The following is a 26693-nucleotide window of genomic DNA, read 5'->3' as shown; positions in this document are numbered from 1 at the left end:
GGGCCTCGCCCTGGGCTGACTCCGGCGGCCGATAATCGGATCGCCCCCCTGCATCGCTGACACAAGGATCGCGCAACCGCGCGATATGCTCCCATGATCGACGACGACGACGAAGACCGCGCCCTGCGCGTGTCCGTATTGCGCAAGGTGCTCGCCTTCACCTTCCATCTGTGGGGGCGAACGCCGCGGCTCGCGATCGCGTGCGCCACCGCGATGACGCTCGCCACCGTCACGGAGGTGTTCGTGCCGCTCTATGCGGGGCGCATGATCGACGCGGTGAACGACGGGGCGACTGATGCGGCGGTCCACGCCTTCACGCTGATCGCCGCGCTCAGCCTGACGATGGTGGCGTTGCGCCATCTCGGCTGGTGGGCGATCGTCCCGATGACGCTCGGCATGATGCGCGACGTCACGCAGGAATCGTTCGCGCGCGTCCAGCGGCTGTCGACCGACTGGCACGCCAACAGTTTCTCCGGCAGCACCGTGCGCCGCATCACCCGCGGGATGTGGTCGCTCGACACGCTCAACGACGTGCTGCTGCTGTCGCTGCTGCCGTCGCTGACGGTGCTGGCGGGCACGGTGATCCTGCTCGCGCTGCACTGGCCGATACTCGGCCTGGTGATGCTGGTCGGCGCGGTCGCCTATATCGCGCTGACCGTCGGCCTCGCGACCCGCGTGCTGGCCCCGATCGCGCGGCTGTCGAACCAGTGGGACACGAAGATCGGCGGCGTGCTGGCCGACGCGATCGGCACCAATGCGGTGGTGAAGGCGTTCGGCGGGGAGGCGCGCGAGGAGAGGCGGCTTGCCTGGACCGTCGCCAAATGGCGGCGGCGCACGCGGCGGACGTGGATGGCGTTCACTTATGCCGGGACGGGCCAGCTGACCCTGCTGTGGGTGATGCGCATCGCGGTGACCGGCGGGGCATTGTGGCTGTGGTCGCAGGGCCGCGCGAGCGCGGGCGACGTCGCCTATGTCGTCACCAGCTACCTCGTGCTCGGCGGCTATCTGCGCGACATCGGGCAGCACATCCACATGCTCCAGCGTTCGGTGAACGAGATGGAGGAACTGGTCCAGCTCCACGACGAGCCGCTCGGCGTCGCCGACCGCGCGGACGCGCGCCCGATCCGGATCGAACGCGGCGCGATCCGCTTCGAACGCGTCACCTTCCGCTACGCCGGGCAGGATCGCGCGCTGTACGACGCGCTCGACGTGACGATCCCCGCGGGTGAGCGCGTCGGGCTGGTCGGACAATCGGGATCGGGCAAGACCAGCTTCGTAAAGCTGATCCAGCGGCTGCACGACGTCGATTCCGGGCGCGTGACGATCGACGGGCAGGACGTGGCGCACGCCACGCAGGCGTCGCTGCGGAGCCAGGTCGCGATCGTCCCGCAGGAACCGGTGTTGTTCCACCGCACGTTGGCCGAGAACATCGGTTACGGCCGCCCCGACGCGACGCTCGCCGAAATCGAACAGGCCGCGCGGCTGGCGAATGCGCACGACTTCATCATGCGGCTGCCGAAGGGCTATCGCACGCTCGTCGGCGAACGCGGGGTGAAATTGTCGGGCGGCGAGCGTCAGCGCGTCGCGATCGCGCGCGCATTCCTGGTCGACGCGCCGATCCTGATTCTCGATGAGGCTACGTCGAGCCTGGATTCGCAGTCCGAAGCGGCGATCCAGCAGGCGATGGAGCGGCTGATCGTCGGCCGCACCGCGATCGTCATCGCGCATCGCCTGTCCACCGTCCGCGCGCTCGACCGCATCCTGGTGTTCGACCACGGCCGGATCGTCGAGGACGGCGCGCACGACGCGCTGCTGACCGCAGGAGATGGCCACTACCGCCGCCTGTTCGAACGCCAGGCAGGCGCGCCGATGGCGGAAATCGCGGCGGAGTGAGGTCAGCGGAGAACATCCTCCCCTGCAAGGGGAGGTGGCAGCGCGAAGCGCTGACGGAGGGGTGAAAACCTATCGATAGGCTGACACCCCTCCGGCGCTGCGCGCCACCTCCCCTTGCAGGGGAGGATCAAGACGCCCTCAAGCAGCCTTCCGCAACTCCAGCCGGCCCCAGATTTCCACCAGCGCGTCGGTCAGCTCGCGCATCATCGCCGCGTCATGCGCCGGGCCGGGCGTGAAGCGCAGCCGCTCGGTCCCGCGCGGGACGGTCGGGTAATTGATCGGCTGCACGTACACGCCATATTCGGCGAGCAGGATGTCGCTGATCTTCTTCGCCTTCACCGGATCGCCGACCATCACCGGCACGATGTGCGTGTCGCCCAGCATTACCGGCAGCCCGGCGTCGGACAGCATGATCTTCAGCATCGCGGCAGAAGCCTGCTGCCCCTCGCGCTCGATGCTCGACGCCTTCAGATGCCGCACGCTCGCCAGCACGCCCGCGACCAGCACCGGCGACAGGCTGGTGGTGAAGATGAACCCCGGCGCATAGCTGCGAATCACGTCGACGATCATGCGATCCGCCGCGATGTATCCGCCCATCACGCCGAACGCCTTGCCCAGCGTCCCCTCGATAATCGTCAGCCGATCGGCCACGCCATCGCGCTCGCTGATCCCGCCGCCGCGCGCTCCGTACATCCCGACCGCATGGACCTCGTCCAGATACGTCAGCGCGTTATACTGGTCCGCCAAGTCGCAGATCGCCGCGATCGGCGCGACGTCGCCCTCCATCGAATACACGCTCTCGAACGCGATCAGCTTCGGTGTGGCGGGGTCTTCGGCGGCCAGCAATTCTTCCAGATGAGCGATGTCGTTGTGGCGGAAGATGCGCTTCTCGCACCCGGCGTTGCGAATCCCCGCGATCATCGACGCATGGTTCAGCTCGTCGGAAAAGATCACACACCCCGGCAGCACCTTCGCGATCGTCGCCAGTGTCGCCTCGTTCGAGACGTATCCGCTGGTGAACAGCAGCGCCGCTTCCTTGCCGTGCAAATCGGCAAGCTCGCCCTCCAGGTCGACATGATAATGCGTGTTGCCGCCGATATTGCGCGTGCCGCCGCTGCCTGCGCCGACATCGTGCAGCGCCTCCTCCATCGCCGCGATCACCTTTGGGTGCTGCCCCATCGCGAGGTAATCGTTCGAGCACCACACGGTGATCGGCTTCGGCCCGTTATGCCCGGCAAAGCACCGCGCATTCGGGAAATTGCCCTTGTTGCGCAGGATGTCGATGAAGACGCGGTAGCGGCCTTCGGCATGGAGGCGATCGATCGCCTGGGTGAAGACGCGGCCGTAATCCACCTGCTGGCGATTCTGCGGCGCGGACTTGGCCTCGATGCTCATGGCCCGCGCGTCTAACGCCGTACTATCAGGATTTCCAGCCCGTTTGCCCGATCACGCCGATCGTCACAGCGCCTCGATCGCCGCAAAGCCGCGCGCCGCGAGCGCAGGTGTCAGCGCGGCGACCGAATCGTCGACCCGCGTGAATACCGCGACATCGGGCGCACGCTCCGCCGCCCACGCCTGGCCTTCCGTCAAATACGCGATTCGCCGCGCGATTCCCGGCCCGCCGTCGGTGAAGCTCACCCCCGCGCCGAACGCCGCGCGCAATTCGTCCGCCAGCAGCGGGAAATGCGTGCAGGCCAGCACCACCGTGTCGAGGTCGGGCACGTCGACCAGCGGCGCGACCGCCGCGGCCACCGCACCATCGGCCAACGATTCGCCGCGCAACTTCGCCTCCGCCAGCTCGACCAGCGCCGCCGATCCGTGCCGCACCACCCGGCAATCCCCCGCAAAGCGCGCCGCCAAATCGTCGACATAGCCCTGCCGCACCGTCGCATCGGTCCCCAGCACCCCGATCACGCGCGTGCGACTCGCCGCCGACGCAGGCTTGATCGCGGGCACCGTCCCGACGATCGGCAGGTCGAGCGCCGCGCGCACCGCGGGCAGCGCGATCGTCGAGGCGGTATTGCACGCGATCACGATCAGCCGCGGCCGATACCGCTCCGCCAGCCGCCCCAGCAGCGCGGGCACGCGCGCCGCAATCTCCTCCTCGCTCTTTGTTCCGTAAGGAAAACCCGCGGAATCGGCGGCATAGACGAACCGCGCGTGCGGAACCGCGACCCGCGCCGGAGCCACGATCGACAATCCGCCGACGCCCGAATCGAAGAACAGGATCGGTCGCGGATCGGTCATCATGTCCCCCTAAGGCGATATGGGGCCGCGTGAAATCCGTTCTCCGTGGTTCGTTTCGCGGTTGATACAAATCAGCGACATCGCCACAAGACTCGCGTTAGGGCTTCGGGCCGGGGGAGGGCGTACTGGAAACCGAGATCGTCTGGATGCCCGCGGCCGCCGCGCTGCTGATCGGCTATCTGCTCGGATCGATCCCGTTCGGCGTGATCCTGACCCGCGCGTTCGGCGCGGGCGACCTGCGCACGATCGGCTCCGGCAACATCGGCGCCACCAACGTGCTGCGCACCGGGCGCAAGGGGCTGGCGGCGGCGACGCTGCTGCTCGACATGGCCAAGGGGTTCGCCGCGGTCGCATTGGTCCGCGCCGTGTTTCCGGGGCAGGAGCAACTGGCGGCGGCGGGCGCATTCGTCGGCCATTGCTATCCCGTGTGGCTCAGGTTCAAGGGCGGCAAGGGCGTCGCGACGCTGATGGGCATCGTCCTCGCGCTCTTCTGGCCGATCGCGCTCGTCTACGCGATCGTCTGGCTCGGCATGCTCGCCCTGCTGCGGATCTCCTCGCTGGCGGGCATGGCCGCCGCGATCAGCGCGCCGGTCGCCGCGGCGCTCGGCGAGTTTGCGCTCGTGCCCCTGCTCCTCGCGCTGGCGCTGATCGTACTGTGGAAACACCGCGAGAATATCGGCCGGCTGATCGAGGGCACCGAGCCCAGGATCGGCGCAAAAGGTGCGTGATGCGGGCGGGGCCGCCGACCGTCTAAGGCTGATCCGCACGCCGGGTGTCGGCCCGGTCAGCTATCGCCAATTGATCGCGCGCTTCGGTGATGCTGCGCGCGCCCTCGCGGCTCTGCCCGACCTCGCGCGCCGCGGCGGCGGCCGTGCGCCGGTCCCGCCCGATGCCCGCACGATCGAACGCGAACTGGCGGCGGTGGCGAAGGCGGGCGCGAACCTGCTGTTCCTCGGCGACCCCGGCTATCCCGCCTTGCTCGCCGAACTCGAAAACGCCCCCGCCGCAATCACCGTCCGCGGCGACGCTTCCTTGCTCGCGAAGCCCGCGGTCGGCCTGGTCGGCGCGCGCAACGCGTCGGCCGCCGCCTGCCGCTTCGCGCGCCAGCTCGCGCTGGAGCTGGCGAACAAAGGCGCGGTCGTCGTCTCCGGGCTGGCGCGCGGGATCGACACCGCCGCGCATGCCGGATCGCTCCCCGCGACGATCGGCGTGATCGCGGGCGGAATCGACATCGCCTATCCGCCCGAAAACGCCGCGCTGCAGGAACGCATCGCCAGCGAAGGCCTGCTGATCGCGGAGATGCCGCCCGGCACCGAACCCCGCGCGCGCCATTTCCCGCACCGCAACCGCATCATCGCGGGGCTGGCGCTCGGTACCGTGGTGGTGGAGGCCGCACCGAAATCGGGCTCGCTGATCACCGCGCGCCTCGCCAATGAGGCGGGCCGCGAGGTCATGGCGGTCCCCGGCAGCCCGCTCGATCCGCGCGCGCAGGGCTGCAACCTGCTGATCCGCGAAGGCGCGACCTTGGTCCAGTCCGCCGCCGACGTGCTCGAACAGATTCGCCCGATCGACGCTCGCGCCGTCCGCTCCCCCGTCGACGGCTTCACTCACGCCCCGCCCGAGGACGCCGACGATTCCGCGCGGGGCGCGATCACCGATTTGCTCGGCCCGGTCCCGGTCGCGGTCGACGAACTGATCCGCCAGTCCGCCGTCGCGCCGTCGATCGTCTATATGGTGCTGCTGGAATTGGAGTTGGGCGGCAGGCTGGAACGCCATGCGGGCGGGCGGGTGAGCGCCGTGTTGTGAGCGTGTGACGGTCCAAGAAAGCCCCACCCCGGCGAAGGCCGGGGCCCAGTTAGGCAGGCCTCAGTTGGCAGTCGATGAACATCGTCACATAATCACATAAGACGCGGCGACTGGGCCCCGGCCTCCGCCGGGGAGGTACTCGACAACCGAGGAACATCCGAATGACCGCCCCCCGCTGGATCACCCTCTGGTTCCGCGCCGCCGCCATCTACGGCCTCGTCGCCCTGCTCCCGCAATATCTCCGCGCCGCGCCAGTCGGCGGAGAGGTCAACTTCTACGGCTTCATCGGCACCGCCACCGCGTTCCAGCTGGCGTTCTGGGTGATCGGCGGCGATCCGGCCCGTTACCGCGCGCTGATGCCGGTCGCGGTGGTCGAGAAACTCGTCTTCGGCGTGCCCTGCGCGATCCTGTTCGCGACCGGCCGCGTCGACGCGCTGACCTTCGGCGCAGGGATGATCGACCTCGCGCTAGGCGCGGGATTCCTGTTCGCCTGGCTTGCCACGCCGCGCTCTTGACGCCACCGGCATCGGCTCGCCACCCTCGCGCGTATACGTGAGAGCCACCATATCAGGGTCGAAATGCAATTAGTCATCGTCGAATCGCCCGCCAAGGCGAAGACCATCGAAAAGTATCTCGGCTCGGATTACCGCGTCCTGGCGAGCTATGGCCATGTCCGCGATCTGCCGCCGAAGGACGGGTCGGTGAACCCCGACGACGGCTTCGCGATGGAATGGGAAAATTACGCCGACAAGGCGAAACAGCTCAAGGCCATCACCGATCTGTCGAAGACCGCCGACCGCCTGATCCTCGCGACCGACCCCGACCGCGAAGGCGAGGCCATCAGCTGGCACGTCCAGGAGGTGCTGCGCAAACGCAAGGCGCTGCCCAAGGACGTTCAGCGCGTCACCTTCAACGCGATCACTAAACAGGCCGTGACCGAGGCGATGGCCCGCCCGCGCGAACTCGATACCGACCTGATCGACGCCTATCGCGCGCGCCGGGCGCTCGACTATCTCGTCGGCTTCACGCTGTCGCCTGTCCTGTGGCGCAAGCTGCCCGGCGCAAAATCGGCCGGCCGCGTCCAGTCGGTATCGCTTCGCCTGATCGTCGAGCGTGAGCGCGAGATCGAGGCTTTCCGCGCGCAAGAATATTGGTCGGTCACCGCCGCGATGGAGCAGGACGGCACGCCGTTCGTCGCGCGGCTTATCCAATGGGACGGCAAGAAGATCGATCGCCTTTCGATCGGCGCGGAGGGCGATGCGCTCGCCGCCAAGAAGGCGGTCGAGGACGGTCGTTTCTCGGTCCAGTCGGTCGAAACCAAGCCTGCGGGCCGCAATCCCCCGCCGCCCTTCACCACCTCGACCCTGCAACAGGAGGCCGCACGCAAACTCGGCTTCTCGGCCGATCACACGATGCGGATCGCGCAGCAGCTCTACGAAGACGGCGCGATCACCTATATGCGCACCGACGGCGTGCAGATGGACCACAGCGCCATCTCCGCCGCGCGCCTCGCGGTCGCGAACCGCTATGACGCCAGCTACGTGCCCGACAAGCCGCGCGTCTATACCTCGAAGGCCAAGAACGCGCAGGAAGCGCACGAAGCGATCCGCCCGACCGATTTTGGCCGCGACAAGGTGGGATCGGGCGACCACGCCCGCCTCTACGACCTCGTCTGGAAACGTGCGCTCGCCTCGCAGATGGCATCGGCGCGGATGGAGCGCACGACGGTCGACATGGCCGACGGCACCGGCCGCCATGTGCTGCGCGCGACCGGTCAGGTCGTGCTTTTCCCCGGCTATCTCGCGCTCTACGAAGAGGGCAGCGACGACAGCCAGGATGAGGACGCGCGCCGCCTGCCGCGGATGCGCGAAGGCGACGCGCCCGCGAAGAAATCGGTCGACGCCGAGCAGCATTTCACCCAGCCGCCGCCGCGTTTTTCCGAAGCGTCGTTGGTGAAGCGGATGGAGGAACTCGGCATCGGCCGCCCCTCCACCTACGCGTCGATCATCAAGACGCTGAAGGACCGCGCCTACGTCCGCGTCGAGAAGAACCGCTTCTTCGCCGAGGAATCAGGGCGTCTGGTCACCGCCTTCCTCGAACGCTTCTTCGAAAAATACGTCGCCTTCGATTACACCGCCGAACTGGAGGAAGAACTCGACGACGTATCGGGCGGCCGCGCGCAGTGGCAGGCCGTGCTCGAGGCGTTCTGGCGCGATTTCAAGCCGCGCACATCCGAAGTGATGGAGCAGCAACCCAGCGCGATCACCGCCGAGCTCGATGTCTTCCTCGCGCCGTATCTGTTTCCCGACAAGGCCGATGGGTCCGATCCGCGGCTGTGCCCCAATTGCGGAGAGGGCAAGCTGGCGCTGCGTGGCGGCAAATTCGGCGCGTTCATCGCCTGCTCGAACTATCCGGAGTGCAAATTCACCCGCCGCTTCGCGCAACCCGGCGGCGAGGGAGACGAGGACACCGGCCCCGAAACGCTCGGTAACGACCCCGAAACCGGGCTGCCGATCGAACGCAAATCAGGGCGCTTCGGCCCGTACATCCAGCTGGGCGACGGCAAGGAAGCAAAGCGCGCCTCGATTCCAAAGGATCTGCCGGGCGACCTCGACCTCGAATGGGCGCTGAAGCTCTTGAGCCTGCCGCGCACCATCGGCACGCATCCCGAAAGCGGCGAGCCGATCGAGGCCGCGATCGGCCGCTACGGCCCGTACCTGAAGCACGCGGGCAAATATGCGCGGCTGCAATCGACCGCCGACGTGTTCGAAACCGGCATGAACGCCGCGGTGGTGAAGCTGGCCGAGGCCGCCGCGAATGGCGGCCGCCCGGCGCGCGGCGCGGCGCGTGAGCCGCTGAAGGTATTGGGCGCGCATCCCCGCACCGAACTCGAACTGAAGCTGATGGAGGGCCGCTACGGCCCCTACGTCACCGACGGCACGACCAACGCGACGCTGCCGAAAACGATCACCCCCGACGCCCTGACGCTGGAAGAAGCCGCCCAGTTGATCGACGCCCGCGCGGCGGCAGCGCCCGCACCCAAGAAGAAAAAGGCCGCACCGAAGAAGGCAGCCAAGAAACCAGCGGCAAAGAAGGCCGCGCCCAAGAAAGCGGCGGCGGAGTAGATGCAGTCGCCCGCGGCGTTTACGCCGCGCGGCGCTGCATCCCCTGCAGCATGTCCCGCGCTGCGCGCTGCGCGGTCGCGATCTCGCGCGCGCTCATGTCCTCGGCGATGTCGGCGCGTGCTTCCTGCGCGCATTGATTGCCCGCGACCGCCGCCAGGTTGAACCATTTGTGCGCCTCGATCAGGTCGAGAACGACGCCGCCGGTGCCGGTGGAATAGGCAACGCCCAGGTCGTAGCAGGCCCGATCGCATCCGCGCGACGCGTCACGAAGACGGCTTTCGATCAGAAAATTCGCGCTCTTGAGACTGCTACCCATCGTATCCCCCAAACGTCGTTCATGTTTCCATGACGCCATCTTGGAGTGATTCGTCTCACCAAATGGTTAACGCGATTAACCTCATTCAATAGCGATGTTGTCGATCAGCCGCGTGTGGCCCATCTTCGCCGCCGCGAGCAGCCGCCGCGGGCGATCCGCCGCGGGGGCGAGCGCCAGCGTTTCGGCATCGACCAGCGAGACGTAATCGACCTCGAACCCCGCCGCGCCGAGCGCCGCATGCGCCTGCGCCAGTACGTTCTCCGCATCATCACCGCGCGCGAGTCCCTGCGCCGCCACGCCCAGCGCGCGCGGCAACGCGACCGCCTTCGCGCGCTGCTCGTCGTCGAGGTAGATGTTGCGCGACGACAGCGCCAGGCCGTCGTCGTCACGCTGCGTCGGCACCCCGACGATGTCGATCCCCATGTCGAGATCGCTCACCATCCGGCGGATCACCGCCAGTTGCTGGTAATCCTTTTCCCCGAAATACGCCGCGTCGGGCCGCACCTGGTTGAACAGCTTGGTCACCACGGTCGCCACGCCGTCGAAATGCCCCGGCCGCGCCGCGCCATCCAGTCCCTCCGACACGCCCGCCACGCTGATGTTCGTCGCAAATCCCGCCGGATACATCGCCTCGACCGGCGGCAGCCACACGAGATCGCAGCCCGCCTCCTCCAGCATCGTCAGGTCGGCCTTTTCCTTGCGCGGATAGCGCGACAGATCCTCGTTCGGGCCGAATTGCTTCGGGTTCACGAAGATCGACGCGACCACCTTCACCCCCGGCCCCTTCGCCGCCTCGACCAGCGCGATATGCCCGGCATGAAGCGCGCCCATCGTCGGGACGAACGCCACGCGCGCGCCTTCCGTGCGCCACGCCGCCACGGCTTCACGAAGCGATTCGAGATCGCGGACAGTCTGCAATGCGTAAACCCCTCGCCGTGCCCCGGCCGGGCATCTATGAGGGGGCAAAGCCGCAAGCAACAAGGGATGCGACGAATTGCCAACGGGGGCCGCTAATACGCACGTCATCGTCTTCGCCAATGAAAAGGGCGGGACCGGCAAATCCACCACCGCGGTCCATGTCGCGATCGCGCTGGCCACGAAGGGCGCGCGCGTCGCGTGCCTCGATCTGGATCACCGTCAGCGGACGATGGGGCGCTATCTCGACAATCGCGCCGCGACCAACAAGCGCACCGATTCCGGCCTCGTCGTCCCCCGCCACGCCACCGGCGACGGGAAGAGCGAGGCGAATTTCGACGCGCTGATGACCGATCTCGGCGCGGATGCGGACTTTCTGGTGATCGACACGCCCGGCCGCGACGATCCGATCGCGCGCATCGCCGCCACCCGCGCCAACACGCTCGTCACGCCGATGAACGACAGCTTCGTCGATTTCGACCTGATCGGGCAGGTCCATCCCGAAACCTTCAAGGTCACGCGGCCGAGCTTCTATTCCGAGCTGATCTGGGACGCGCGAAAGGTGCGTGCGAAGGCCGACGGCACGACCATCGACTGGGTCGTGCTGCGCAACCGGCTCCAGCATATCGAGGCGCGCAACATGCGCCGCGTGTCCGACGCGCTCGACCAATTGTCCAAACGCGTCGGCTTCCGCGTCATTCCCGGCCTCGGCGAACGCGTCGTCTATCGCGAGATGTTCCCCTCGGGTCTGACCATGCTCGACGCGAAGGAGTTCGGCGCGATGGCGCTCAGCCACGTCGCGGCACGGCAGGAATTGCGCGAGATGATGGCGGGTCTGGCGCTCCCCGAAACCGCACTGGCGGAAGTAGCATGATGACCAAGCTGATCCTAGCGCTGCTCGTCGCCTACGCCGGTTACCGGCTGTGGAAGGGCTTCGGCAAACCCCGCCCCGCGGTCGCCGCGCCGCGCACCGGCGATAATCTCGCGGAGGCGCGCGCGACACTCGGAGTCGCACCGAACGCCGACGCCGACACGATCCGCGCCGCCCACAGGCGGCTGGTGGCGGACGTCCACCCCGACCGCGGCGGTTCTGCCGAGCAGGCGCGTCAGGTCAATGCCGCGCGCGATACATTGCTGAAGTCACTCGGCTAAAGCGTTCCCGCCTGACGGATCGCCACCGCGCGAAGGATCGCGCGGCGCTCGTCGTTGGTGATCGAACCCCAGCGCGCGATTTCGTCCAGCGTCCGGGCGCAGCCGTGGCACCAGCCGGTCGTGCGATCGATCGTGCACACCAGGGTGCACGGGCTTTCGACAGGCGGTTTGGGCCGCTGCGGCATCAGCCGCCGAACGTGGCGCTCAGGAAATCAGGGATCGGGCCGTTCCAGCCGCCCTTGTTGTCGTCGTCATCATTGTCATTGCGGTTGTCGCGAGCACGCGGCTCGGCACGCGCCGCAGGCGCAGCGCGGACGGGTTCCTCACGCCGCGGTGCGCGCTCGCGCCGTGGGGCCTCTGCCGGTTGCGGCGCGGCTTCGACCGGCGCCCGCGCTTCCGCCGACGTTTCCGCGCGCGGCTTGCGCGGCGCCCGCTCGCGCCGCGGCTTCGCCTCGCGCGCCGGTTCCTCGCTCGCCGCAACCGCCTCTGGCACAGCCCCCAGGCGCGGAATCTGCTGCCCGGTCAGTTTCTCGATATTGGCGATGTTCTCGGCGTCATCCGGCGCGACGAAGGTATAGGCGACGCCGGTCGCCCCCGCGCGCCCCGTCCGTCCGATGCGGTGGACATAGTCATCCGGATGCCACGGCGCGTCGAAATTGAAGACGTGGCTGACGCCCTTGATGTCCAGCCCGCGCGCCGCGACGTCGCTGGCGACCAGGATGTTGATGTCGCCCGCCTTGAACCGGTCGAGTTCGGCGATCCGCTGCGCCTGTTCCATGTCGCCGTGGATTTCGCCCGACCGGAAACCGTCGCCCTGCAGGCTCTTGTTCAGTTCGCGCACCGTCGTCTTGCGGTTGCAGAAGATGATCGCGGTGGTCACGTCGTCACGACCGAGCAGATTGCGCAGCGTCTTGCGCTTCTCGAACGACTGGCTCTTCACCGGCACCACCCACTGCGTGATGTTCAGGCTGGTGGAGGCGGGGCGTGAGACCTCGATGGTCTTGGGGTTCGACAGGAACTTGTCCGCCAGCCGCTTGATCGGTGCGGGCATCGTCGCCGAGAACAGCAAGGTCTGGCGCGTCGTCGGCAGCTTGGTGCAGATTTCCTCGATATCGGGGATGAATCCCATGTCGAGCATCCGGTCGGCCTCGTCGATCACCAGCAAGGAACAACCGGTCAGCAAAATCTTGCCGCGCCCGAACAGATCCATCAACCGGCCCGGCGTCGCGATCAGCACGTCGACGCCCTTTTCCAGCGCCTTCACCTGATCGCCCATCTGCACGCCGCCGATCAGCAGCGCCATGCTGAGCTTGTGATATTTGCCGTACTTTTCGAAATTCTCCGCCACCTGCGCGGCGAGTTCGCGCGTCGGCTCCAGGATCAGACTGCGCGGCATCCGCGCGCGGCTGCGGCCGTGCGCGAGAATGTCGATCATCGGCAGCACGAACGACGCGGTCTTGCCCGTGCCGGTCTGCGCTATGCCGATGATGTCGCGCATCATCAGCACGCTCGGGATCGCGCTCGCCTGAATCGGCGTCGGCTCGGTATAGCCGGTGTCGTTCACCGCGCGGAGTAGTTCGTCGGAGAGGCCGAGATCGGCAAAGCTCATGCGATTGTCCGGTAATGCGTGGGCAGACCGCGTCCGCCGCCACGTCTTCGCGCGCTCCGCGATCAGGGCGCGAAAGTCAAGTTTAGAGCGAGCTGTGACCATACGGAGGCGTCGTGACGGAGCCGATTTTGGCCCAGGGCAAGAAGTGAGGAGCGGAGCGATGCTTAAGCATCGTGACCGACCAGCGACGCTGCCCTGGGCCAAAATCGGCCCGCCGCGCAGCGGTTGCCCGGAGCAGCCCGCCGAGCGTCGTCGCTTGCTTGCGCGTAGCCGAAGCTACGCGTCTGCGCTGCGCTCCTCGTCGGCGTGCTGCTCCGGGCAATCAAGATGCCTTCGTATGGTCACAACTCGCTCTAAGGGGTCATTTTCGCGGTTTCCGCTACTTCCTTGGCTTCAGCGCCCGGAACCGTCCGATCTCGCACCGCCTGCCCGATCGTGCGCGGATCGCATCGCGTTTCGCGCAGGTCATCCCGTCAGGCGTCTGCTGCAGATAGAAACCGCCGTAGAAGTTGAGCGTCGGACAATCGTCCTCCAGTTTCGCGCGGATCCGGCGGCCGTCGTTCAGCGCGAGGTCGACGTCGCCGCCTTCGGTGAAATGCGCGCCCGCCAGCGTCGCGGTGGCGATGCACTGCGGGGCCTTCTTCTCCTCCCATTCCACCACGATTGGGCGGGCGCGCGGCGCGCGCGGATCGGGCGGGCGGGTCACCGGGCGCGAATCGAGGCGGGGAATGCGGATGATGACGCGTTCCCGGATCGTCAATTGCGCGAACTGCACCGTATCCGGTCGCGCGGGTTCGGCGGCCGACAGCGCCAACGGCGCGGCGGCGATCAGGCCGAGGGTGGTGAGGGCGCGACGATTCATCGGGTTATGATCCGCTCGTACCCGAAATGTTTGAACCGCGCATGAATTGCGGCGAAGATGGGGCGATGACCCCCGCCCAGAACCGTTTGCTGGCCGATCTCAACGGTCGCCTGCCGCCGCGCGCGATCGTGACCGACCCCGACGCAATCGCACCGTGGCTGACCGACTGGCGCAAGCGCTGGCGCGGGCGCGCGTCGCTGTTGCTTGAACCGGCGACCGTGGATGAGGTGCAGGCGATCGTCCGCGCCGCGGCGCTAACGGGCGTGGCGCTGGTGCCGCAGGGCGGGAACACCTCGATGGTCGGCGGCGCGACGCCGCCCGAGGACGGGAGCGCCGCGATCCTGTCGCTCCGGCGGATGAACCGGATTCGCGCGATCGATCCGGACGCGGGTCTTGCGGTTGTCGAAGCGGGCGTGATCCTCGCCGATCTCCACGCGGCCGCGCTGGAACGAGGTCAGCGTTTCCCGCTGACGCTCGGCGCGCGCGGCTCGGCGACGATCGGCGGGCTGGTCTCGACCAACGCGGGCGGCACGCAGGTATTGCGCTTCGGCACGATGCGCGGGCTGGTGGCGGGGATCGAGGCCGTGCTGCCCGACGGATCGCTCCACGACGGACTTGCCGCGCTGAAGAAGGACAATCGCGGTTACGACCTGACGCAATTGCTGGTCGGGGCGGAGGGGACATTGGGCATCGTCACCGCCGCGACGCTGAAACTGGTCCCTGCGATCGTGGCGCGCGGCGTCGCCTGGGCTGCGGTCGCGTCGCCCACCGATGCGCTGGCGCTGCTCCGCCGGTTCGAAGCCGCGACGCGCGCGGTCGAAAGCTTCGAGCTGCTGCCGCGCGAATCGCTCGCCGCGGTGCTGCGGCATATTCCCGGCGCCCGTGCGCCGGTGGCCGGCGACCATCCGTGGCACGTCCTGATCGAGGCGACCGCGATGACGCCGGACGACGAAGCGCCCGCCGCATTGTTCGAGCGATTGCTGGCGGACGCCGCAACGGCTGGACTGGTGGCCGACGCGACGATCGCGGCAAGCGAAGCGCAGGCCGAGGCGTTCTGGCGCATCCGCGATTCGATTTCCGACGCCGAACGCGCGACCGGCCCCGCCGCACAGCACGACATTTCGGTCCCGGTCGAAACGATGCCGCGCTTCATGGTCGAGGCGGCGGCGGCGTGCGACGCGCGCTTTCCCGGCACGCGCGCCAGCGGCTTCGGCCATCTCGGCGACGGCAACGTCCATTTCCACGTCCGCGCGCCCGCAGGCGTCGACCGCGACCGTTGGTATGCCGATGAAGCGCCCGCGATCACGCGCTTCGTCAACGATCTGGTCGTCGCGGCAGGGGGATCGATCTCCGCCGAACACGGCATCGGGCAGATGAAGCTGACCGAACTGGTGCGACTGTCCTCGCCCGCGCGGCTGGCGGCGCTGCGTGCGATCAAGGCCGGGCTGGACCCCCGGAACATCATGAATCCCGGCAAGCTGATCGCGCCCGGCGACACGCCCGAACTTGCGCCTGCGCGCGCGGACGAATAGGGCCGCGCGCATCCGCGCGACCATCGCGCGCCAATCTTTTGACCCGATCGACCCGACTGGAGAGTAACCGATGGCCAGCGCGCCGCAGCTTCCGCTTTTCTACAATGGCCTCGAACCGCTTTCGAGCGAGCTTCACGCCGATTACACGCTCCGCCAGGCGACCAATGCGCCGTTCCTGCAGAACCAGCATGCGATCCCGCTGACGGTGGAGGAATTTCCGCTGGTGCAGCGCTTCATGCCGATCGTCTTTTCGTCGGGCGAGGATTCGATCCCGATCGCGCTGATGGGCCTGAACGAAGGCGTGAACGTCTTCCTGAACGACGACGGCGCGCTCAACGTCGATGATTTCTACGTCCCGGCCTATATCCGCCGCTACCCCTTCATGCTGGCGCGGCTGCGGCCCGAAGCGACCGAATTGTCGCTGTGCTTCGATCCGACCGCGGACACCGTCGGCAAATTCGACGAGGGCCAGAAACTGTTCGAGGACGGCCAGCCGTCGGAAGTGACCAAAAACATCCTCGGCTTCAACGAATCGTTCGAACAGGCGGGGCTGAAGACCGGCCAGTTCATGAAGGAAATCCGCGAAGCCGACCTGTTGATGGAGGGTGAAGTCAACATCCAGCAGGAAGGCAACGACATGCCCTTCACCTATCGCGGCTTCCAGATGGTGAACGAGGAGAAGCTCGCCGACCTGCGCGGTGATCAGCTGCGCAAGATGTCGAAGTCGGGGATGCTGCCGCTGATCTACGCGCACCTGTTTTCGCTGTCGCTGATGCGAGATATCTTTGCCAAGCAGGTGAAACTGGGCAAGATGCCGCAGCAGGTGCTGAACGGCTGAGGAAAAACGCGATGACCCGGTTGCCGATGGATCGCCGCTATTCGGGCGTCGCGATCGCGTTCCACTGGGTCATCGCAATCCTCGTGATCGTCAATATCGCGGTCGGATTCCTGCATGATCCGATCCCGGCGCTGGGCGCGTGGATGCCGGGCCACAAAGCGATCGGCATCACCGTATTGTTCCTGACGCTCGCACGGATCGCGTGGCGGCTGGCGCATCGCCCGCCCCCGCTGCCCGCCGAGACGAAGGCATGGGAGCGCGGCGTGGCGCATGCGACGCACTGGACGCTCTACGGATTGCTGCTGGCGATGCCGATCACCGGCTGGCTGATGGCGTCGGGGGCGGAAAAGCGTCGTCCGCTCACCTGGTTCGGGATGGTCGACATTCCCTATCTGCCGGTATCGCGCTCGGCCGGCGCGTTCGGCAGCGATGCGCATGGCGTGCTCGGCTGGCTGATGCTGGCGCTGGTCGTGCTGCACATCGGCGCGGCGCTCCGCCATCACCTGATCCTGCGCGATTCGGTGCTGTTGCGGATGGTGCCGGGCGGCGCGCGCTGAACGCTCTGGCGTAGCGTGAGGGCGGGCGATCGCGGCTTTTTTTGCCGCGACGCACAATCTCTTGAAACCTTTTCGCACCCTCCTATGTTGTTGCAGTACGGTGTCGTGTCCCCCCTTTCGCGATACCGTATGGCACGCCTTTCAGGTGTGTCTCCTCCCTGAACCTAGGCCACTCCGTGCTTCGTGCACGGGGTGGTTTTTTATTCGGCGGCAAGCGCCGAGGGCGCGGCCAGCGCTTCGTCGGCCAGCGCATCGATGACCGCACGCAGCATCGCCACCGTTGCGTCGAACCCGGTCCCTAGCGCGTCCAGCGCCCGATCGAGATACAGCGTCCGGTCGAACTCAAGCTGGATGCCGTGAATACCCGCCGCGGGGCGCGAATGGCGTTCCAGAATATGCCCGCCCGGATATGGCGCATTGAGCGCGAGCCCGCGACCGAACGGCGCGACCTCGGCCTCAATCCGGTGGACGAAGCGCGCCGCCGCCGCCTTGCCGAACCGGTCCCCGACCACGATCTGCGTCTTGCCGCCGATCAAAGGCGGCATCGAATGCACGTCCAGCAGCACCGCGACCCCGAACCGCGCGCGCGCCGCCGCGAGCGCGGTGCCCAGCGCGGCATGATACGGCCGGTGATCGCACGCGATCCGTCGCTCGACCTCATCCGCGCCCAACCGCCGTCGCCACAGGTCGCCCGCCAGCGCTGTGCGGCGCGGGACGATGCCCAGCCCGCTGCGCACCTTCGCGGTCAGATGCCCGCTCGCCGCCCCGTCATCCAGCCGCGGATCGCGCTCATGCTCGCCGCGATTGAGGTCGATCCACGCCCGCGGCAGCCGCTGCACCAGCAACGTCTCCTCGCCCCGCGCCGCCAGCGCGAGTTCATCAACGCAGCGATCCTCCAGCGCCACCAACGCCCCCAACGGCGCGCGCAGGCTCGCGCGCAACTCCAGCGGATAATCGCGGCCTGCGTGCGGCACCGACAGCACGACCGGGCTGTCGGGAGTTTCCGCTCCATGCAGATCGAACGATCGCTTCATCGCCGCGCAGCCTATGGGAGTGCGCGCTTCGTCGCAATGCGCCGTCCCCGGCTGGAAAATATTAAGGCGTCGGCGCATAAGGGGAGCGCGTGACGCGGGGACCGGAATGATCAGGATTTTACTGGCGGAGGACGATCAGGTGATGCGCGAATATCTTGCGCGCGCACTGGAGAAATCAGGCTACGCAGTCAGCTCCGTCGACCGCGGCACCGCCGCCATTCCCTTGCTCGAAACCGAACGGTTCGACCTGCTGCTGACCGATATCGTCATGCCGGAAATGGACGGGATCGAACTCGCGCAGAAGGCGAGCGAGATGGCCCCCGACATGCGCGTGATGTTCATCACCGGCTTCGCCGCGGTCACGCTGAAGGCGGGCAAGACGATGCCGCAGGCGCGCGTCCTGTCCAAACCGTTCCACCTGCGCGACCTGGTGCTGGAGGTCGACCGGATGTTCGACATCGGTGAGTTCAGCGGCCTGAACTGAATCGCTTGCGCAGGGGGAGAAGCCCGGCTAATGGCGCTCCTCCCATTGGGGGCGTGTAGCTCAGTGGTAGAGCACTGTGTTGACATCGCAGGGGTCGCAAGTTCAATCCTTGCCACGCCCACCATATAAAACCCCGCCTTCCTTACGGGTTGGCGGGGTTTTGAACGGCAGTCACGCCGGAAGCGCCAAGAAATCTATCGCGTGAAAACTGCCCGATGCGGCGCGGCAAATTTCTAAGCTGGTGTGACGGATCATGCCGTCGATCCCATCCTTGACCGTGCTCGAGCGCGACAGACGCATTGGTTTCGCGCTACCAGCAAACGGTGGCCTTTTATCCGATATCGTTCGATCGACGCGCCGTGTTGCGCGCGACCGGCCTGCTCGCCGCCGCAATCGGCATGCCGATACCGGCAGGGGCGGCGGCGCGGCGGATCGATGATCTGATCGCCGCGATGACGATCGCGGAGAAAGCGGGGCAATTGTCCTGCTTCAACGACGAAATCCGCCCGGTCGGCGCGGTGTTCAATCCGGTCGTCAATGCGCAAGGGGCGGCCGCGCAGTTGGCCGCGATCCGTGCCGGGCGAGTGGGGATGCTGTTCAACGGCTACGGCGTCGCGGGCGCGCGGCGCGCGCAGGCGGCGGCGCTGAACAGCCGGTTGCGCATCCCATTGGTCTTCGCCGCCGACGTGATCCACGGCTGCCGCACGATATTTCCAATCCCGCTCGCAGAGGCCGCCGCGTTCGATCCCGGTCTTTCGCAGCGCGCCGCGCGGGCGGTGGCGCGTGAGACCAGCGCGGGCGGACTGCACTGGACCTTTGCGCCCGTGGTCGACGTGGCGCGCGATCAGCGCTGGGGGCGCGTAGCGGAGGGAGCGGGGGAGGACGTGCACCTGAACCGGCTGCTCGCCGCGGCGCGCGTGCGCGGGTTTCAGGGGCCGGATCTGAAACGCGCCGACGCGCTGCTGGCGACGCCGAAACATTTCGCGGGCTATGCAGCGGTGCGCGGGGGCATGGAATACGCCGCGGTCGATCTGTCTGAGGCGGAACTGCGCGAGACGTTCCTGCCACCGTTCGCCGCCGCCTTCGCCGCGGGGGCGGGCGCGACGATCGCGTCGTTCACCGACGTGAATGGAGTGCCTGCGACCGCCAACCACCATCTGCTGACCGATCTGCTGCGCGGCGAACTGGGCTTTACCGGGGTTTGCGTGCCCGATTACGACGCCGATCGCGAGCTGATCGCGCACGGCTATGCGGTGGATGAGGCCGATGCCGCGCGGTTGGCGATCTTGGCCGGGATCGATGTGTCGATGCAGAGCGGATTGTTCAACGCGCATCTGCCCGCGCTGGTCGCGTCGGGCGCGGTGCCGATGGCGCGGGTCGATCAGGCGGTGCGCCGCGTGCTGGCGCTGAAGGAGGCGCTGGGGCTGTTCGACGATCCGTACCGCTCGCTCGACGTGCGCGCCGAACGCCGCGAGACACTCCGTCCGGCGATCCGCCGTCTGGCGCGGGAGGTCGCGACGCGGTCGATCGTGCTGCTGAAGAACGAGCGCGGGGTTTTGCCGCTCGCGCGCGGGGCGAAGGTCGCGCTGATCGGCCCGTTCGGTGCGGATCGCGCAAACCTGAACGGACCGTGGTCGTTCGCCGGAGCGGCGGCGGACGGGACCGATCTGGCGACCGGCATCGGGCGCTTCACGAAGGCGCTGACGATCGAGCCGGGCAGCGGCGTCCACGAACCATCACCCGGCGGGATCGATCGCGCGGTAGCGGCCGCGCGTGCGGCGGACGTGATTCTGCTCGCGATCGGGGAGGCGGGCGACATGTCGGGTGAGGGCAACAGCCGCGTCGACATCGTGGTGCCGCCAGCGCAACAGGCGCTGGCGGAGGCGGTCGCGCGCGTCGGCAATCCGGTCGTCGTGCTGCTGCGGCACGGGCGCGCGCTGGCGCTGCACGGCGCGGTGCGCGACGCCGATGCGATCCTCGCCACCTGGTTCCTGGGCGAGGCGGCGGGCGATGCGGTGGCGGACGTGCTGTTCGGCGTGGCGGAGCCGGCCGGGCGGCTGCCGGTCAGTTTTCCGCTGGCGACGGGGCAGCAGCCGTGGAGCTACGACCGGCGGACGACCGGGCGGCCCGCGCCCGATGTGGAGCCGATGAAGCCCGGCGCGGCGCACTGGCGCGACGGCGCCGATCGCGCGCTGTACGGTTTCGGGCACGGGTTGGGCTACACCGCTTTCGCGCTGTCGGGCCTGTCGGTCGTACGTATGAGTCCCGACCGGATCGAGGTCGGCGCGACCGTGCGCAATATCGGCGGGCGGCGCGGCGAGGCGCTGCTCCAGCTCTACGTCCGCGATCGCGTGGCGAGCCGCACCCGCCCGGTGCGGTTGCTGAAGGGGTTTCGCCGGATAACGCTGGCCGCGGGGGCGGAGGCGAAGGTCTCGATAGAATTGTCGCGCGACGCGCTCGCGCTGGTCGCCGCGGATGGCCGCTGGCGGATCGAGCCGGGCCTGTTCGACCTGTGGCTGGCGCAGTCCAGCAGCGACCCTGGTCTGGCCGGATATTGCGAAGTGACCGGCGACGGCTTCGTCTGACGGTCAGCCGGCCCGGCGCGGGCCGCGTGGTCCGGGCGGCAGCGTGCGGGCGCGGTGCTTGCGCTCCAGTTGCTCGATCCGCCGGTGCAGCGCGAGAATCATCTCGATCAGCACCGGAACGATCTTGGCGGGGGCGGGCGCGGCCACCGTGGCGGCTCTCGGCCGCACCGAGAAGTCCATGCCGAACGCGTCGCGAAGCTGTTGCATCTCGGGTTCCAGCGACGCGACGAAGCGATCCCATTCTTCCCCGGCGGGGATCGAGATGTCCGGATCGACCTCGCGATGCGTCCTGTTCGCCAGCCCCAGCGCATCGAACAGCAGCGCCAGATCGCCGGGCAGCGCGGTGTCGTCGGTCTGGCCCTGATGCAGTTTGAACAGCGTCAGCACCGCGTCGTCGGGGGTGACGTAATGACGATCGCCGCTGCCGTCCGAAGGGGAATCGCTGGCGATGCCGGTCGCCGTCAGGAAATCGGCGACGACGTCGTCCACCATGTCATAGGATCGGATTTCGACCGTCGCGCCCGCGACCGCGCGCCAGCTGTCGATCACACGCCGATAGTCCGCCCCCCATTTGTCGGCGAGCGGCAGGAATTCGGCGAACGACCGCATCGGGCCGGGATAGGTCTTATGCTTGATCCCCCATTGCGCATAAGCCGACGCCAGCCAGTCGGCCTTGTGCCGGAAATACAGAATGACCGTGACGTCCAGCCCGCGCGCGAGTTCGTCGATCACCGGGCGCATCAGATCGGCCGCGCCCGACAGGCTGACCTGGCTCCAGACATGCGTATGGGCGGCGGGGGCCGCGGCGATCTTGGTGCGCAACAGCGTCAACAGGCGATCACGGACATGCTGGCCCTCCCCCGGCGGGGTCGTCAGGGCGTCCGCGATATTGTCTCCGGCACTGAAATCGAGCGCGTCGCGCACCGGCCGCTCGATCTGCATCCCCAGATAGTTCACGCCCTCCGCCGACAGCGTCGCGGCATGGTCGCGCAGGTACTTCTGGATCGCCGACGACCCGGTCTTGCCGAGTCCGGCGTGGAGGATCAATCGCGGGCGGCCGGTACTGCTATCCGTCATCGAACGCTTATGCTCCGTCTAAAGCGAATGGACCGGCAGCGCGCCGAACGAGCGGCCGCGCCAGCACCCCTTCAGGTCGAACACCAGCCCGCCGGGGGACACCATGCGCATGACGCTGTCGTCGTCCATCGCGACAAACGCTGCGTGCGCCACCGCCAGCACGATCACGTCATAGTCCGACGCCGAAGGGTCCGGAACCAGTTCCAGCCCATAATGCTCCAGCGCCGCCTCCGGATCGGCAAGCGGATCGTGGACGGACACGTCATGACCCAGCGCCCGCAGCCGCGCGATCACGTCGATCACGCGCGAATTGCGGATGTCGGGCACGTTTTCCTTGAACGTCAGGCCCAAGATCAGCACGCGCCCCGCGCGGCCGTCGCGCAGCGCGTGGATGCGGTTGGCGACCCAGCCGCCCATCGTGTCGTTCAGCGTGCGCCCGGACAGAATCACGCGCGGTTCGTGCCCCAGCCGCTGCGCCAGGTGCGAGAGATAGAAGGGGTCGACCCCGATGCAGTGTCCGCCGACCAGCCCGGGGCGGAAGTCGAGGAAATTCCACTTCGTGCGCGCCGCGTCCAGCACGTCCCAGATCGACAGGCCGACCCGCGAAAAGATCTGCGTCACTTCGTTGATGAAGGCGATGTTGATGTCGCGCTGCGCATTCTCGATCACCTTGGCGGCTTCCGCAGCCTTGATCGAGGCGGCCACGAACACGCCGCCGCTGGTGATCGCGCCGTAGATCGCGGTCAGTTGCGACGTGACAGCCGCGTTCTCACCCGCCACCACCTTCGTGATGCGCTCGATCGCGTGTTCGCGGTCGCCCGGATTGATCCGTTCGGGGGAATAGCCGAGGAAGAAATCGCGCCCGCGCGTCAGGCCCGAGACCGCTTCGATCAGCGGTCCGCATTCATCCTCCGTGACGCCGGGATAGACGGTGCTTTCGTAGACGACGATCTGCTCGCGTCCGGCTTCGATCAGCGCAGCGACGGTGCGCGTGGCGCTCATCACCGCGCCGAGATCGGGGCGATTGTCCGCATCGACCGGGGTCGGCACCGTGACGATGAAGATATCCGCGCCGCGCGCGTCGGCGGGGTCGCCGGTCAGCCGCAGTGCCGACGCCGCGAGCAGTGCCGGGTCGATCTCGTTCGTCCGGTCGTGATGCGCGCGCAGCTCCGCGATCCGCCCCGCGTCGACATCGTATCCGGTGACCGTGAATTGCTTCGCCAGTGCCACCGCCAGCGGAAGCCCGACATAGCCCAGACCCACCACGGCGATGTGCGGGCGGCGTGGCTCCTCAGTCCGCATCGAAGCCGTACAGCCGCATCAGCCGCGCCACCGCGGTATCCGCCCCGAACCGTTCGTGGACGTACGCCGGTGCAGCGTCGCGCGCCGCCCGACACCATGCGGGATCGTCGAGCATCGCGTCGATCGTATCCGCAATCTGTTCCGCTGTCGCCGTGGCCGGAACCAGCCGGCCGGTGACCCCGACGTCCATCGTCTCGCGCGCGCCCCCAACGTCGGTGGAAAGCACGGGCACGCCGAAATGCTGCGCCTCGATCAGCAGGTTGGGCAATCCTTCGCGATCCGAGGTCAGCAGCGCGATCGTCATCGCGCGATACCACGCACCGACGTCGTCGATCGTGCCGGGCAAGTGCAGCCGGTCCGAAAAGCCCGCGGCGGCGGCGAAAGCCGTCATCTCCTCGCGCAACTCGCCGTCGCCGACGATCAGGAAATGTGCATCGGGCCGCCGCGTCAGCAGCGCGCGCGCGGCCTGGAGCCACAACATCGGCCGCTTCACTTTCTGGAAACGAAACGCCGCGCCGATGACCGGCGCAGCGGCCGGGATGCCGAGTGACGCGCGCAACGGCGCGTTCGGCCCCTCGTTATGCCCAAGCTGCGCGAAGTCGACGATATTGTGGACCAGATGGAAACGATCCGAATCGTCGCGCTCCAGCCAGGCGCGATCGCTGTCGAGACCGGCGGCGGAATTGTTGACGAAGGCGAAGCCGGGCCAGTCGAGCAACCGGCGGTACGCGTGCCGCATCGGCCGCACCCGCGCCAGCACCTGCGACGGACGCAGATCCCAATAATCCGGTGACAGCGATCCGCGGTGCAGCAGGATGCGCGGCACCCCCGCCAACACGCAGGCGAGCGCCGCGGCGACATAGTCCTGCCGGATATGCGCCACCGCCGGACGCGCTTCGCGCAGCAGCGGCACCAACTGGCCGATCGAGCTGCGCAACCAGTCGGACAGGGACGTCAGCGCCGCCGCCAGCGGCGAATCCGCGCCGTCGCCGGTTTCGGCCAGCACCGCCGCCACATCGACCGGCCGATCGCCGAACGCCAGATGCGGCACGCCCGCCGCGATGACGCGCGGCAGGAAGAAGGCGTGCAGCTCGGAATCGAGCGATCGGACGAACATCGTCTGCGCTGCGACCCGCGGTTCCCGCGTCAGCGCGGTCACGACCGACACTGCCTGCTTTTCACTGCCCCCCGCGGCCAGCGCGGTGACGATCGTGGCGACGCTGCCCGGCACGGGCTGATACGACGTGGTCGGCGCGCGGTCGAAGATCGTATCGATCAGGCATTCGGGATAGGTCGCATCGGGGGCGAGCGGCGTCACCGCGGCAAACGCCGCGACCTCGGCCAGGCGGGTATGGACGCCGCGCAATCGGCTGATGTCCAGCGCGGGCAGGTCCGCCGCCGCCGCGCCCCAATGCCCGAAACGCCAGTTGATGAGCGCGCGTTCGGCCACGAACGATACGGGCGCGTCCGGGGCGGCCAGCGCGACCCCTTCGTCCAGGTGCCGCAGCGCGGCGACGCGATCCCCCTGCGCCCAGTCGATCACCGCGCGGAGCCACAGCGCCATGGGCGCGGGCAGCGTGGGATCGATCGTTGCATCGGCGATCGGCTCGGCGTCGCTCCACCGCCAACCGCGCGCCAGGATCAGCCGGGTCGCCTCGACCAGCCGCGCGGGATCGTCGTCGTCGCGCAGCGATCCGTCGAACAGACCGGCGGCGATGACGTAGAAGCCCGGACTGACCGGCGCGCCGAACAAGGCGCGAAGCCCGGCGATGCCCACCGTCAGCGACCGCGCTGATTCTGCCGCGCTGACCCAGAAGGCGTCGAGCGAATCGGCGTCGCAGGCCCGCGCGACGGTGCTGCTGACGCGCTGCAACGCGGACAGCGGAACATCGTCCTTGCTGGCGACGCGCAGCGCGAATCCGGCCAATGCACCATTCGCCCCGGCGCGCTCCGCCAGCGCCATCGCCGCGCGCCAGACCGCCAGCGGCAGCCGTGGATCGAGGCCTGCGAACAAGGCGACCCCGTCTTCGGGATCGGCGAACCGCGCCGCGATTTGATGCGCGAAACGCGGTGCGACCGCCAGCAACCGATCGAGCAACGGCGCGATCGTCGGCAGGTCGGCGGTCGCCAGGATATTTTCGATGCGGCGGCGCAATGCGATCGATTCGGGCGACCGGACAGGGTGTCGCGCCAGGTCGGAAATGGCGACCGCCAGCTCGGACGTGTCGATCCATTGCCGCCTTGGTTTCACAAGCTTTGCCGGAACGGCGGCGATAGGCGCACGCACGATGCTCAGCGCGCGCGGTGGCCCGGGCGACGCGGTCGCCGCATCCGAGGACGGCTGCGGAAGCGCGCGCGCGATATCGTCGACCACCGGATTCTCGGGGTCGAGCGCGACGATCGTCTCCAGCGCCACGCGGATGTCGGCCAGCATCGCCGCGGACGCCCCGTCGTCCAGCGCGTCGACGATCGCCGCGCCCAGATCGTCGAGCGAAACACGCGCCTCTGCGCCGGACCGGGCGGCGACCACGATCTGCGCCGCTTCCGCAAACGCGCGGCGCTCGATCAGGCCGCGGATCAGCGCGTGCCGGATCACCTCGTCATGCGGAACGGCCGCCAGCAACTCGGCTAGCACGGGCGCTGCCGGGCCGTGATCGCCGAAGTGGATCGATCGTTCGGCAAAGAAGCGAAACGTCTGCGGGTCAGCCAGCTTGGCCGGCCGCTCGCGCCGCACGAAATCGACCAGCGCCTGATGCCGCCCGGTCGACCAGATCGCGATCATCGCGCGGCGGATCGGCAGGTCGCTCTGCGCCAGCCAGCGCGTCAGCAGGGGGACGTAACGGTCTACCAGGCCGGGGCGGCCCGTGCGGTCGAGCAGCCGGAACAGTCGCCGCGCTTCGCCCGGCGCCAGCTCGCGATACCGCCGCGCCGCCCGCAGCGCGATCGCGACCCCGGCCGGATAGGGCGCGGCGTTGAACAGGTCGAGCAACGCCGCGGCCAGCGCGGGCGCCGCCGCAGGATCGGCCCGGCGCAGCGCGATCCGCGCGAGGACGGCGGCCTGCGGGCGCTGTCCGCGAGCGAGCGCACGCCGCACCGGCCCCAGCATGGCCGCCGCATCCGTGCCGCTGGCGATGGTCGTGGCTATCGCGCATCCTCCAGATAGCGATCACGGTTCTTGTCACGGCTGATCTTGCCGTTGGTCGTCTTGAAATGAACCACGAGCGCCGCGGCGAAGCGGTTCATCGAAAGACCCCCTTGGAAATAGCCACCCCCGTGACACGCGCGATGAAGTTTGCGGTCGCCGAACCCGTGCATTTTTTGGATCGTGCGCGCAACCTTGCGATTTCTCGCATTGCACT

Annotated in this window: 23 protein-coding genes and 1 tRNA gene; 13 read left to right on the top strand and 11 right to left on the bottom strand. The window is 68.0% G+C overall.

The features are described 5' to 3' along the window. The first annotated feature begins 93 nt into the window (after window positions 1-93). The gene (locus tag M0208_RS10435; RefSeq protein ID WP_258891637.1) at window positions 94-1893 is read left to right on the top strand and encodes an ABC transporter ATP-binding protein; all 1800 of its coding nucleotides are present in this window, start codon (window positions 94-96) and stop codon (window positions 1891-1893) included. A gap of 138 nt (window positions 1894-2031) precedes the next feature. Here M0208_RS10435 and hemA read toward each other — a convergent pair whose 3' ends face one another. Together hemA and murI are read right to left on the bottom strand one after the other, a co-directional pair. Continuing rightward, a complete protein-coding gene (gene hemA, locus M0208_RS10430; RefSeq protein ID WP_309547000.1) occupies window positions 2032-3288 on the bottom strand; it encodes a 5-aminolevulinate synthase in 1257 nt (418 codons plus the stop codon). A gap of 63 nt (window positions 3289-3351) precedes the next feature. Next, the gene (gene murI / locus M0208_RS10425) at window positions 3352-4140 is read right to left on the bottom strand and encodes a glutamate racemase (RefSeq protein WP_408988089.1); all 789 of its coding nucleotides are present in this window, start codon (window positions 4138-4140) and stop codon (window positions 3352-3354) included. Between the two features lie 146 nt (window positions 4141-4286). Between murI and plsY the strand changes: the two genes are divergently transcribed. The 4 genes from plsY (at window position 4287) to topA (ending at window position 9071) form a co-directional block, all read left to right on the top strand. After that, window positions 4287-4868, top strand: coding sequence for a glycerol-3-phosphate 1-O-acyltransferase PlsY (gene plsY, locus M0208_RS10420; protein WP_258891635.1), 582 nt, complete (start codon window positions 4287-4289; stop codon window positions 4866-4868). Further along, complete coding sequence (dprA, locus tag M0208_RS10415) at window positions 4861-5946, top strand: DNA-processing protein DprA (protein WP_258891634.1); 1086 nt, start codon at window positions 4861-4863, stop codon at window positions 5944-5946. The genes plsY and dprA overlap by 8 nt, the downstream gene beginning before the upstream one ends. A gap of 161 nt (window positions 5947-6107) precedes the next feature. Beyond that, complete coding sequence (locus M0208_RS10410; RefSeq protein WP_258891633.1) at window positions 6108-6461, top strand: hypothetical protein; 354 nt, start codon at window positions 6108-6110, stop codon at window positions 6459-6461. A gap of 63 nt (window positions 6462-6524) precedes the next feature. After that, window positions 6525-9071, top strand: coding sequence for a type I DNA topoisomerase (gene topA / locus M0208_RS10405; RefSeq protein WP_258891632.1), 2547 nt, complete (start codon window positions 6525-6527; stop codon window positions 9069-9071). A 19-nt stretch (window positions 9072-9090) separates the two neighbouring features. Here the strand turns inward: topA and M0208_RS10400 are convergent, their stop codons facing one another. Both M0208_RS10400 and panC read right to left on the bottom strand, forming a co-directional pair. Next, window positions 9091-9387 carry an SEL1-like repeat protein gene (locus M0208_RS10400; protein WP_258891631.1) on the bottom strand — a complete coding sequence of 99 codons (297 nt, stop codon included), beginning with the start codon at window positions 9385-9387 and terminating at the stop codon, window positions 9091-9093. Window positions 9388-9468: 81 nt separating this feature from the next. Further along, window positions 9469-10305: a pantoate--beta-alanine ligase gene (gene panC / locus M0208_RS10395; protein ID WP_258891630.1), complete on the bottom strand. Its 837-nt coding sequence runs from the start codon at window positions 10303-10305 to the stop codon at window positions 9469-9471. A gap of 76 nt (window positions 10306-10381) precedes the next feature. Here panC and M0208_RS10390 point away from each other — a divergent pair, with 76 nt between their 5' ends. Continuing rightward, entirely contained in the window at window positions 10382-11176 is a 795-nt protein-coding gene (locus tag M0208_RS10390; RefSeq protein ID WP_258891629.1) for a division plane positioning ATPase MipZ, read from the top strand. Beyond that, entirely contained in the window at window positions 11176-11454 is a 279-nt protein-coding gene (locus tag M0208_RS10385) for a DnaJ domain-containing protein (protein ID WP_258891628.1), read from the top strand. The genes M0208_RS10390 and M0208_RS10385 overlap by 1 nt, the downstream gene beginning before the upstream one ends. Here M0208_RS10385 and M0208_RS10380 read toward each other — a convergent pair. The 3 genes from M0208_RS10380 to M0208_RS10370 form a co-directional block, all read right to left on the bottom strand. Next, entirely contained in the window at window positions 11451-11639 is a 189-nt protein-coding gene (locus M0208_RS10380; protein WP_258891627.1) for a DUF1289 domain-containing protein, read from the bottom strand. The two genes, M0208_RS10385 and M0208_RS10380, sit on opposite strands and share 4 nt — an antisense overlap. Then, window positions 11639-13063: a DEAD/DEAH box helicase gene (locus M0208_RS10375; protein WP_258891626.1), complete on the bottom strand. Its 1425-nt coding sequence runs from the start codon at window positions 13061-13063 to the stop codon at window positions 11639-11641. Before M0208_RS10375 ends, M0208_RS10380 begins: the two co-directional genes overlap by 1 nt. Window positions 13064-13442: 379 nt before the next feature. Continuing rightward, window positions 13443-13925, bottom strand: coding sequence for a hypothetical protein (locus M0208_RS10370; protein ID WP_258891625.1), 483 nt, complete (start codon window positions 13923-13925; stop codon window positions 13443-13445). Between the two features lie 65 nt (window positions 13926-13990). Between M0208_RS10370 and M0208_RS10365 the strand changes: the two genes are divergently transcribed. The 3 genes from M0208_RS10365 (at window position 13991) to M0208_RS10355 (ending at window position 16852) form a co-directional block, all read left to right on the top strand. Continuing rightward, window positions 13991-15457, top strand: coding sequence for an FAD-binding oxidoreductase (locus M0208_RS10365; RefSeq protein ID WP_258891624.1), 1467 nt, complete (start codon window positions 13991-13993; stop codon window positions 15455-15457). Window positions 15458-15527: 70 nt separating this feature from the next. Then, the gene (locus tag M0208_RS10360; protein ID WP_258891623.1) at window positions 15528-16295 is read left to right on the top strand and encodes a SapC family protein; all 768 of its coding nucleotides are present in this window, start codon (window positions 15528-15530) and stop codon (window positions 16293-16295) included. Window positions 16296-16306: 11 nt separating this feature from the next. Further along, complete coding sequence (locus M0208_RS10355) at window positions 16307-16852, top strand: cytochrome b (protein WP_258891622.1); 546 nt, start codon at window positions 16307-16309, stop codon at window positions 16850-16852. A 200-nt stretch (window positions 16853-17052) separates the two neighbouring features. On the opposite strand, the gene M0208_RS10350 is transcribed toward M0208_RS10355, so the two are convergent. Next, window positions 17053-17886 carry an N-formylglutamate amidohydrolase gene (locus M0208_RS10350; protein WP_258891621.1) on the bottom strand — a complete coding sequence of 278 codons (834 nt, stop codon included), beginning with the start codon at window positions 17884-17886 and terminating at the stop codon, window positions 17053-17055. Window positions 17887-17992: 106 nt separating this feature from the next. On the opposite strand from M0208_RS10350, the gene cpdR reads away from it, so the two are divergent. The 3 genes from cpdR (at window position 17993) to M0208_RS10335 (ending at window position 20955) form a co-directional block, all read left to right on the top strand. Continuing rightward, entirely contained in the window at window positions 17993-18370 is a 378-nt protein-coding gene (gene cpdR / locus M0208_RS10345; protein WP_258891620.1) for a cell cycle two-component system response regulator CpdR, read from the top strand. A gap of 49 nt (window positions 18371-18419) precedes the next feature. Then, window positions 18420-18494, top strand: a tRNA-Val gene (locus M0208_RS10340). A gap of 274 nt (window positions 18495-18768) precedes the next feature. Continuing rightward, window positions 18769-20955 carry a glycoside hydrolase family 3 N-terminal domain-containing protein gene (locus M0208_RS10335; protein ID WP_408988145.1) on the top strand — a complete coding sequence of 729 codons (2187 nt, stop codon included), beginning with the start codon at window positions 18769-18771 and terminating at the stop codon, window positions 20953-20955. 3 nt (window positions 20956-20958) lie between these two features. Here M0208_RS10335 and M0208_RS10330 read toward each other — a convergent pair whose 3' ends face one another. From M0208_RS10330 to M0208_RS10320, 3 genes are read right to left on the bottom strand one after another with little or no spacing between them, the layout of a single operon-like run. Further along, the gene (locus M0208_RS10330; RefSeq protein WP_258891619.1) at window positions 20959-22032 is read right to left on the bottom strand and encodes a hypothetical protein; all 1074 of its coding nucleotides are present in this window, start codon (window positions 22030-22032) and stop codon (window positions 20959-20961) included. Between the two features lie 18 nt (window positions 22033-22050). Next, window positions 22051-23334: a nucleotide sugar dehydrogenase gene (locus M0208_RS10325; RefSeq protein WP_258891618.1), complete on the bottom strand. Its 1284-nt coding sequence runs from the start codon at window positions 23332-23334 to the stop codon at window positions 22051-22053. After that, a complete protein-coding gene (locus M0208_RS10320) occupies window positions 23324-26440 on the bottom strand; it encodes a glycosyltransferase (protein ID WP_258891617.1) in 3117 nt (1038 codons plus the stop codon). The genes M0208_RS10325 and M0208_RS10320 overlap by 11 nt, the downstream gene beginning before the upstream one ends. Between the last annotated feature and the right edge of the window lie 253 nt (window positions 26441-26693).

This window comes from Sphingomonas sp. SUN019 (assembly GCF_024758705.1).
Lineage (GTDB): Bacteria > Pseudomonadota > Alphaproteobacteria > Sphingomonadales > Sphingomonadaceae > Sphingomonas.
This window is presented reverse-complemented; position numbering and strand designations above follow the sequence as displayed.

Excerpts from the sequence above, each read along its gene's own strand:
- M0208_RS10435 (WP_258891637.1), top strand. The coding sequence starts at position 94 with ATGATCGACGACGACGACGAAGACCGCGCCCTGCGCGTGTCCGTATTG.
- hemA (WP_309547000.1), bottom strand. The coding sequence starts at position 3,288 with ATGAGCATCGAGGCCAAGTCCGCGCCGCAGAATCGCCAGCAGGTGGAT.
- murI (WP_408988089.1), bottom strand. The coding sequence starts at position 4,140 with ATGACCGATCCGCGACCGATCCTGTTCTTCGATTCGGGCGTCGGCGGA.
- plsY (WP_258891635.1), top strand. The coding sequence starts at position 4,287 with ATGCCCGCGGCCGCCGCGCTGCTGATCGGCTATCTGCTCGGATCGATC.
- M0208_RS10410 (WP_258891633.1), top strand. The coding sequence starts at position 6,108 with ATGACCGCCCCCCGCTGGATCACCCTCTGGTTCCGCGCCGCCGCCATC.
- topA (WP_258891632.1), top strand. The coding sequence starts at position 6,525 with ATGCAATTAGTCATCGTCGAATCGCCCGCCAAGGCGAAGACCATCGAA.
- M0208_RS10400 (WP_258891631.1), bottom strand. The coding sequence starts at position 9,387 with ATGGGTAGCAGTCTCAAGAGCGCGAATTTTCTGATCGAAAGCCGTCTT.
- M0208_RS10385 (WP_258891628.1), top strand. The coding sequence starts at position 11,176 with ATGACCAAGCTGATCCTAGCGCTGCTCGTCGCCTACGCCGGTTACCGG.
- M0208_RS10380 (WP_258891627.1), bottom strand. The coding sequence starts at position 11,639 with ATGCCGCAGCGGCCCAAACCGCCTGTCGAAAGCCCGTGCACCCTGGTG.
- M0208_RS10375 (WP_258891626.1), bottom strand. The coding sequence starts at position 13,063 with ATGAGCTTTGCCGATCTCGGCCTCTCCGACGAACTACTCCGCGCGGTG.
- M0208_RS10370 (WP_258891625.1), bottom strand. The coding sequence starts at position 13,925 with ATGAATCGTCGCGCCCTCACCACCCTCGGCCTGATCGCCGCCGCGCCG.
- M0208_RS10365 (WP_258891624.1), top strand. The coding sequence starts at position 13,991 with ATGACCCCCGCCCAGAACCGTTTGCTGGCCGATCTCAACGGTCGCCTG.
- M0208_RS10360 (WP_258891623.1), top strand. The coding sequence starts at position 15,528 with ATGGCCAGCGCGCCGCAGCTTCCGCTTTTCTACAATGGCCTCGAACCG.
- M0208_RS10355 (WP_258891622.1), top strand. The coding sequence starts at position 16,307 with ATGACCCGGTTGCCGATGGATCGCCGCTATTCGGGCGTCGCGATCGCG.
- M0208_RS10350 (WP_258891621.1), bottom strand. The coding sequence starts at position 17,886 with ATGAAGCGATCGTTCGATCTGCATGGAGCGGAAACTCCCGACAGCCCG.
- cpdR (WP_258891620.1), top strand. The coding sequence starts at position 17,993 with ATGATCAGGATTTTACTGGCGGAGGACGATCAGGTGATGCGCGAATAT.
- M0208_RS10335 (WP_408988145.1), top strand. The coding sequence starts at position 18,769 with ATGCCGATACCGGCAGGGGCGGCGGCGCGGCGGATCGATGATCTGATC.
- M0208_RS10330 (WP_258891619.1), bottom strand. The coding sequence starts at position 22,032 with ATGACGGATAGCAGTACCGGCCGCCCGCGATTGATCCTCCACGCCGGA.
- M0208_RS10325 (WP_258891618.1), bottom strand. The coding sequence starts at position 23,334 with ATGCGGACTGAGGAGCCACGCCGCCCGCACATCGCCGTGGTGGGTCTG.
- M0208_RS10320 (WP_258891617.1), bottom strand. The coding sequence starts at position 26,440 with ATGCTGGGGCCGGTGCGGCGTGCGCTCGCTCGCGGACAGCGCCCGCAG.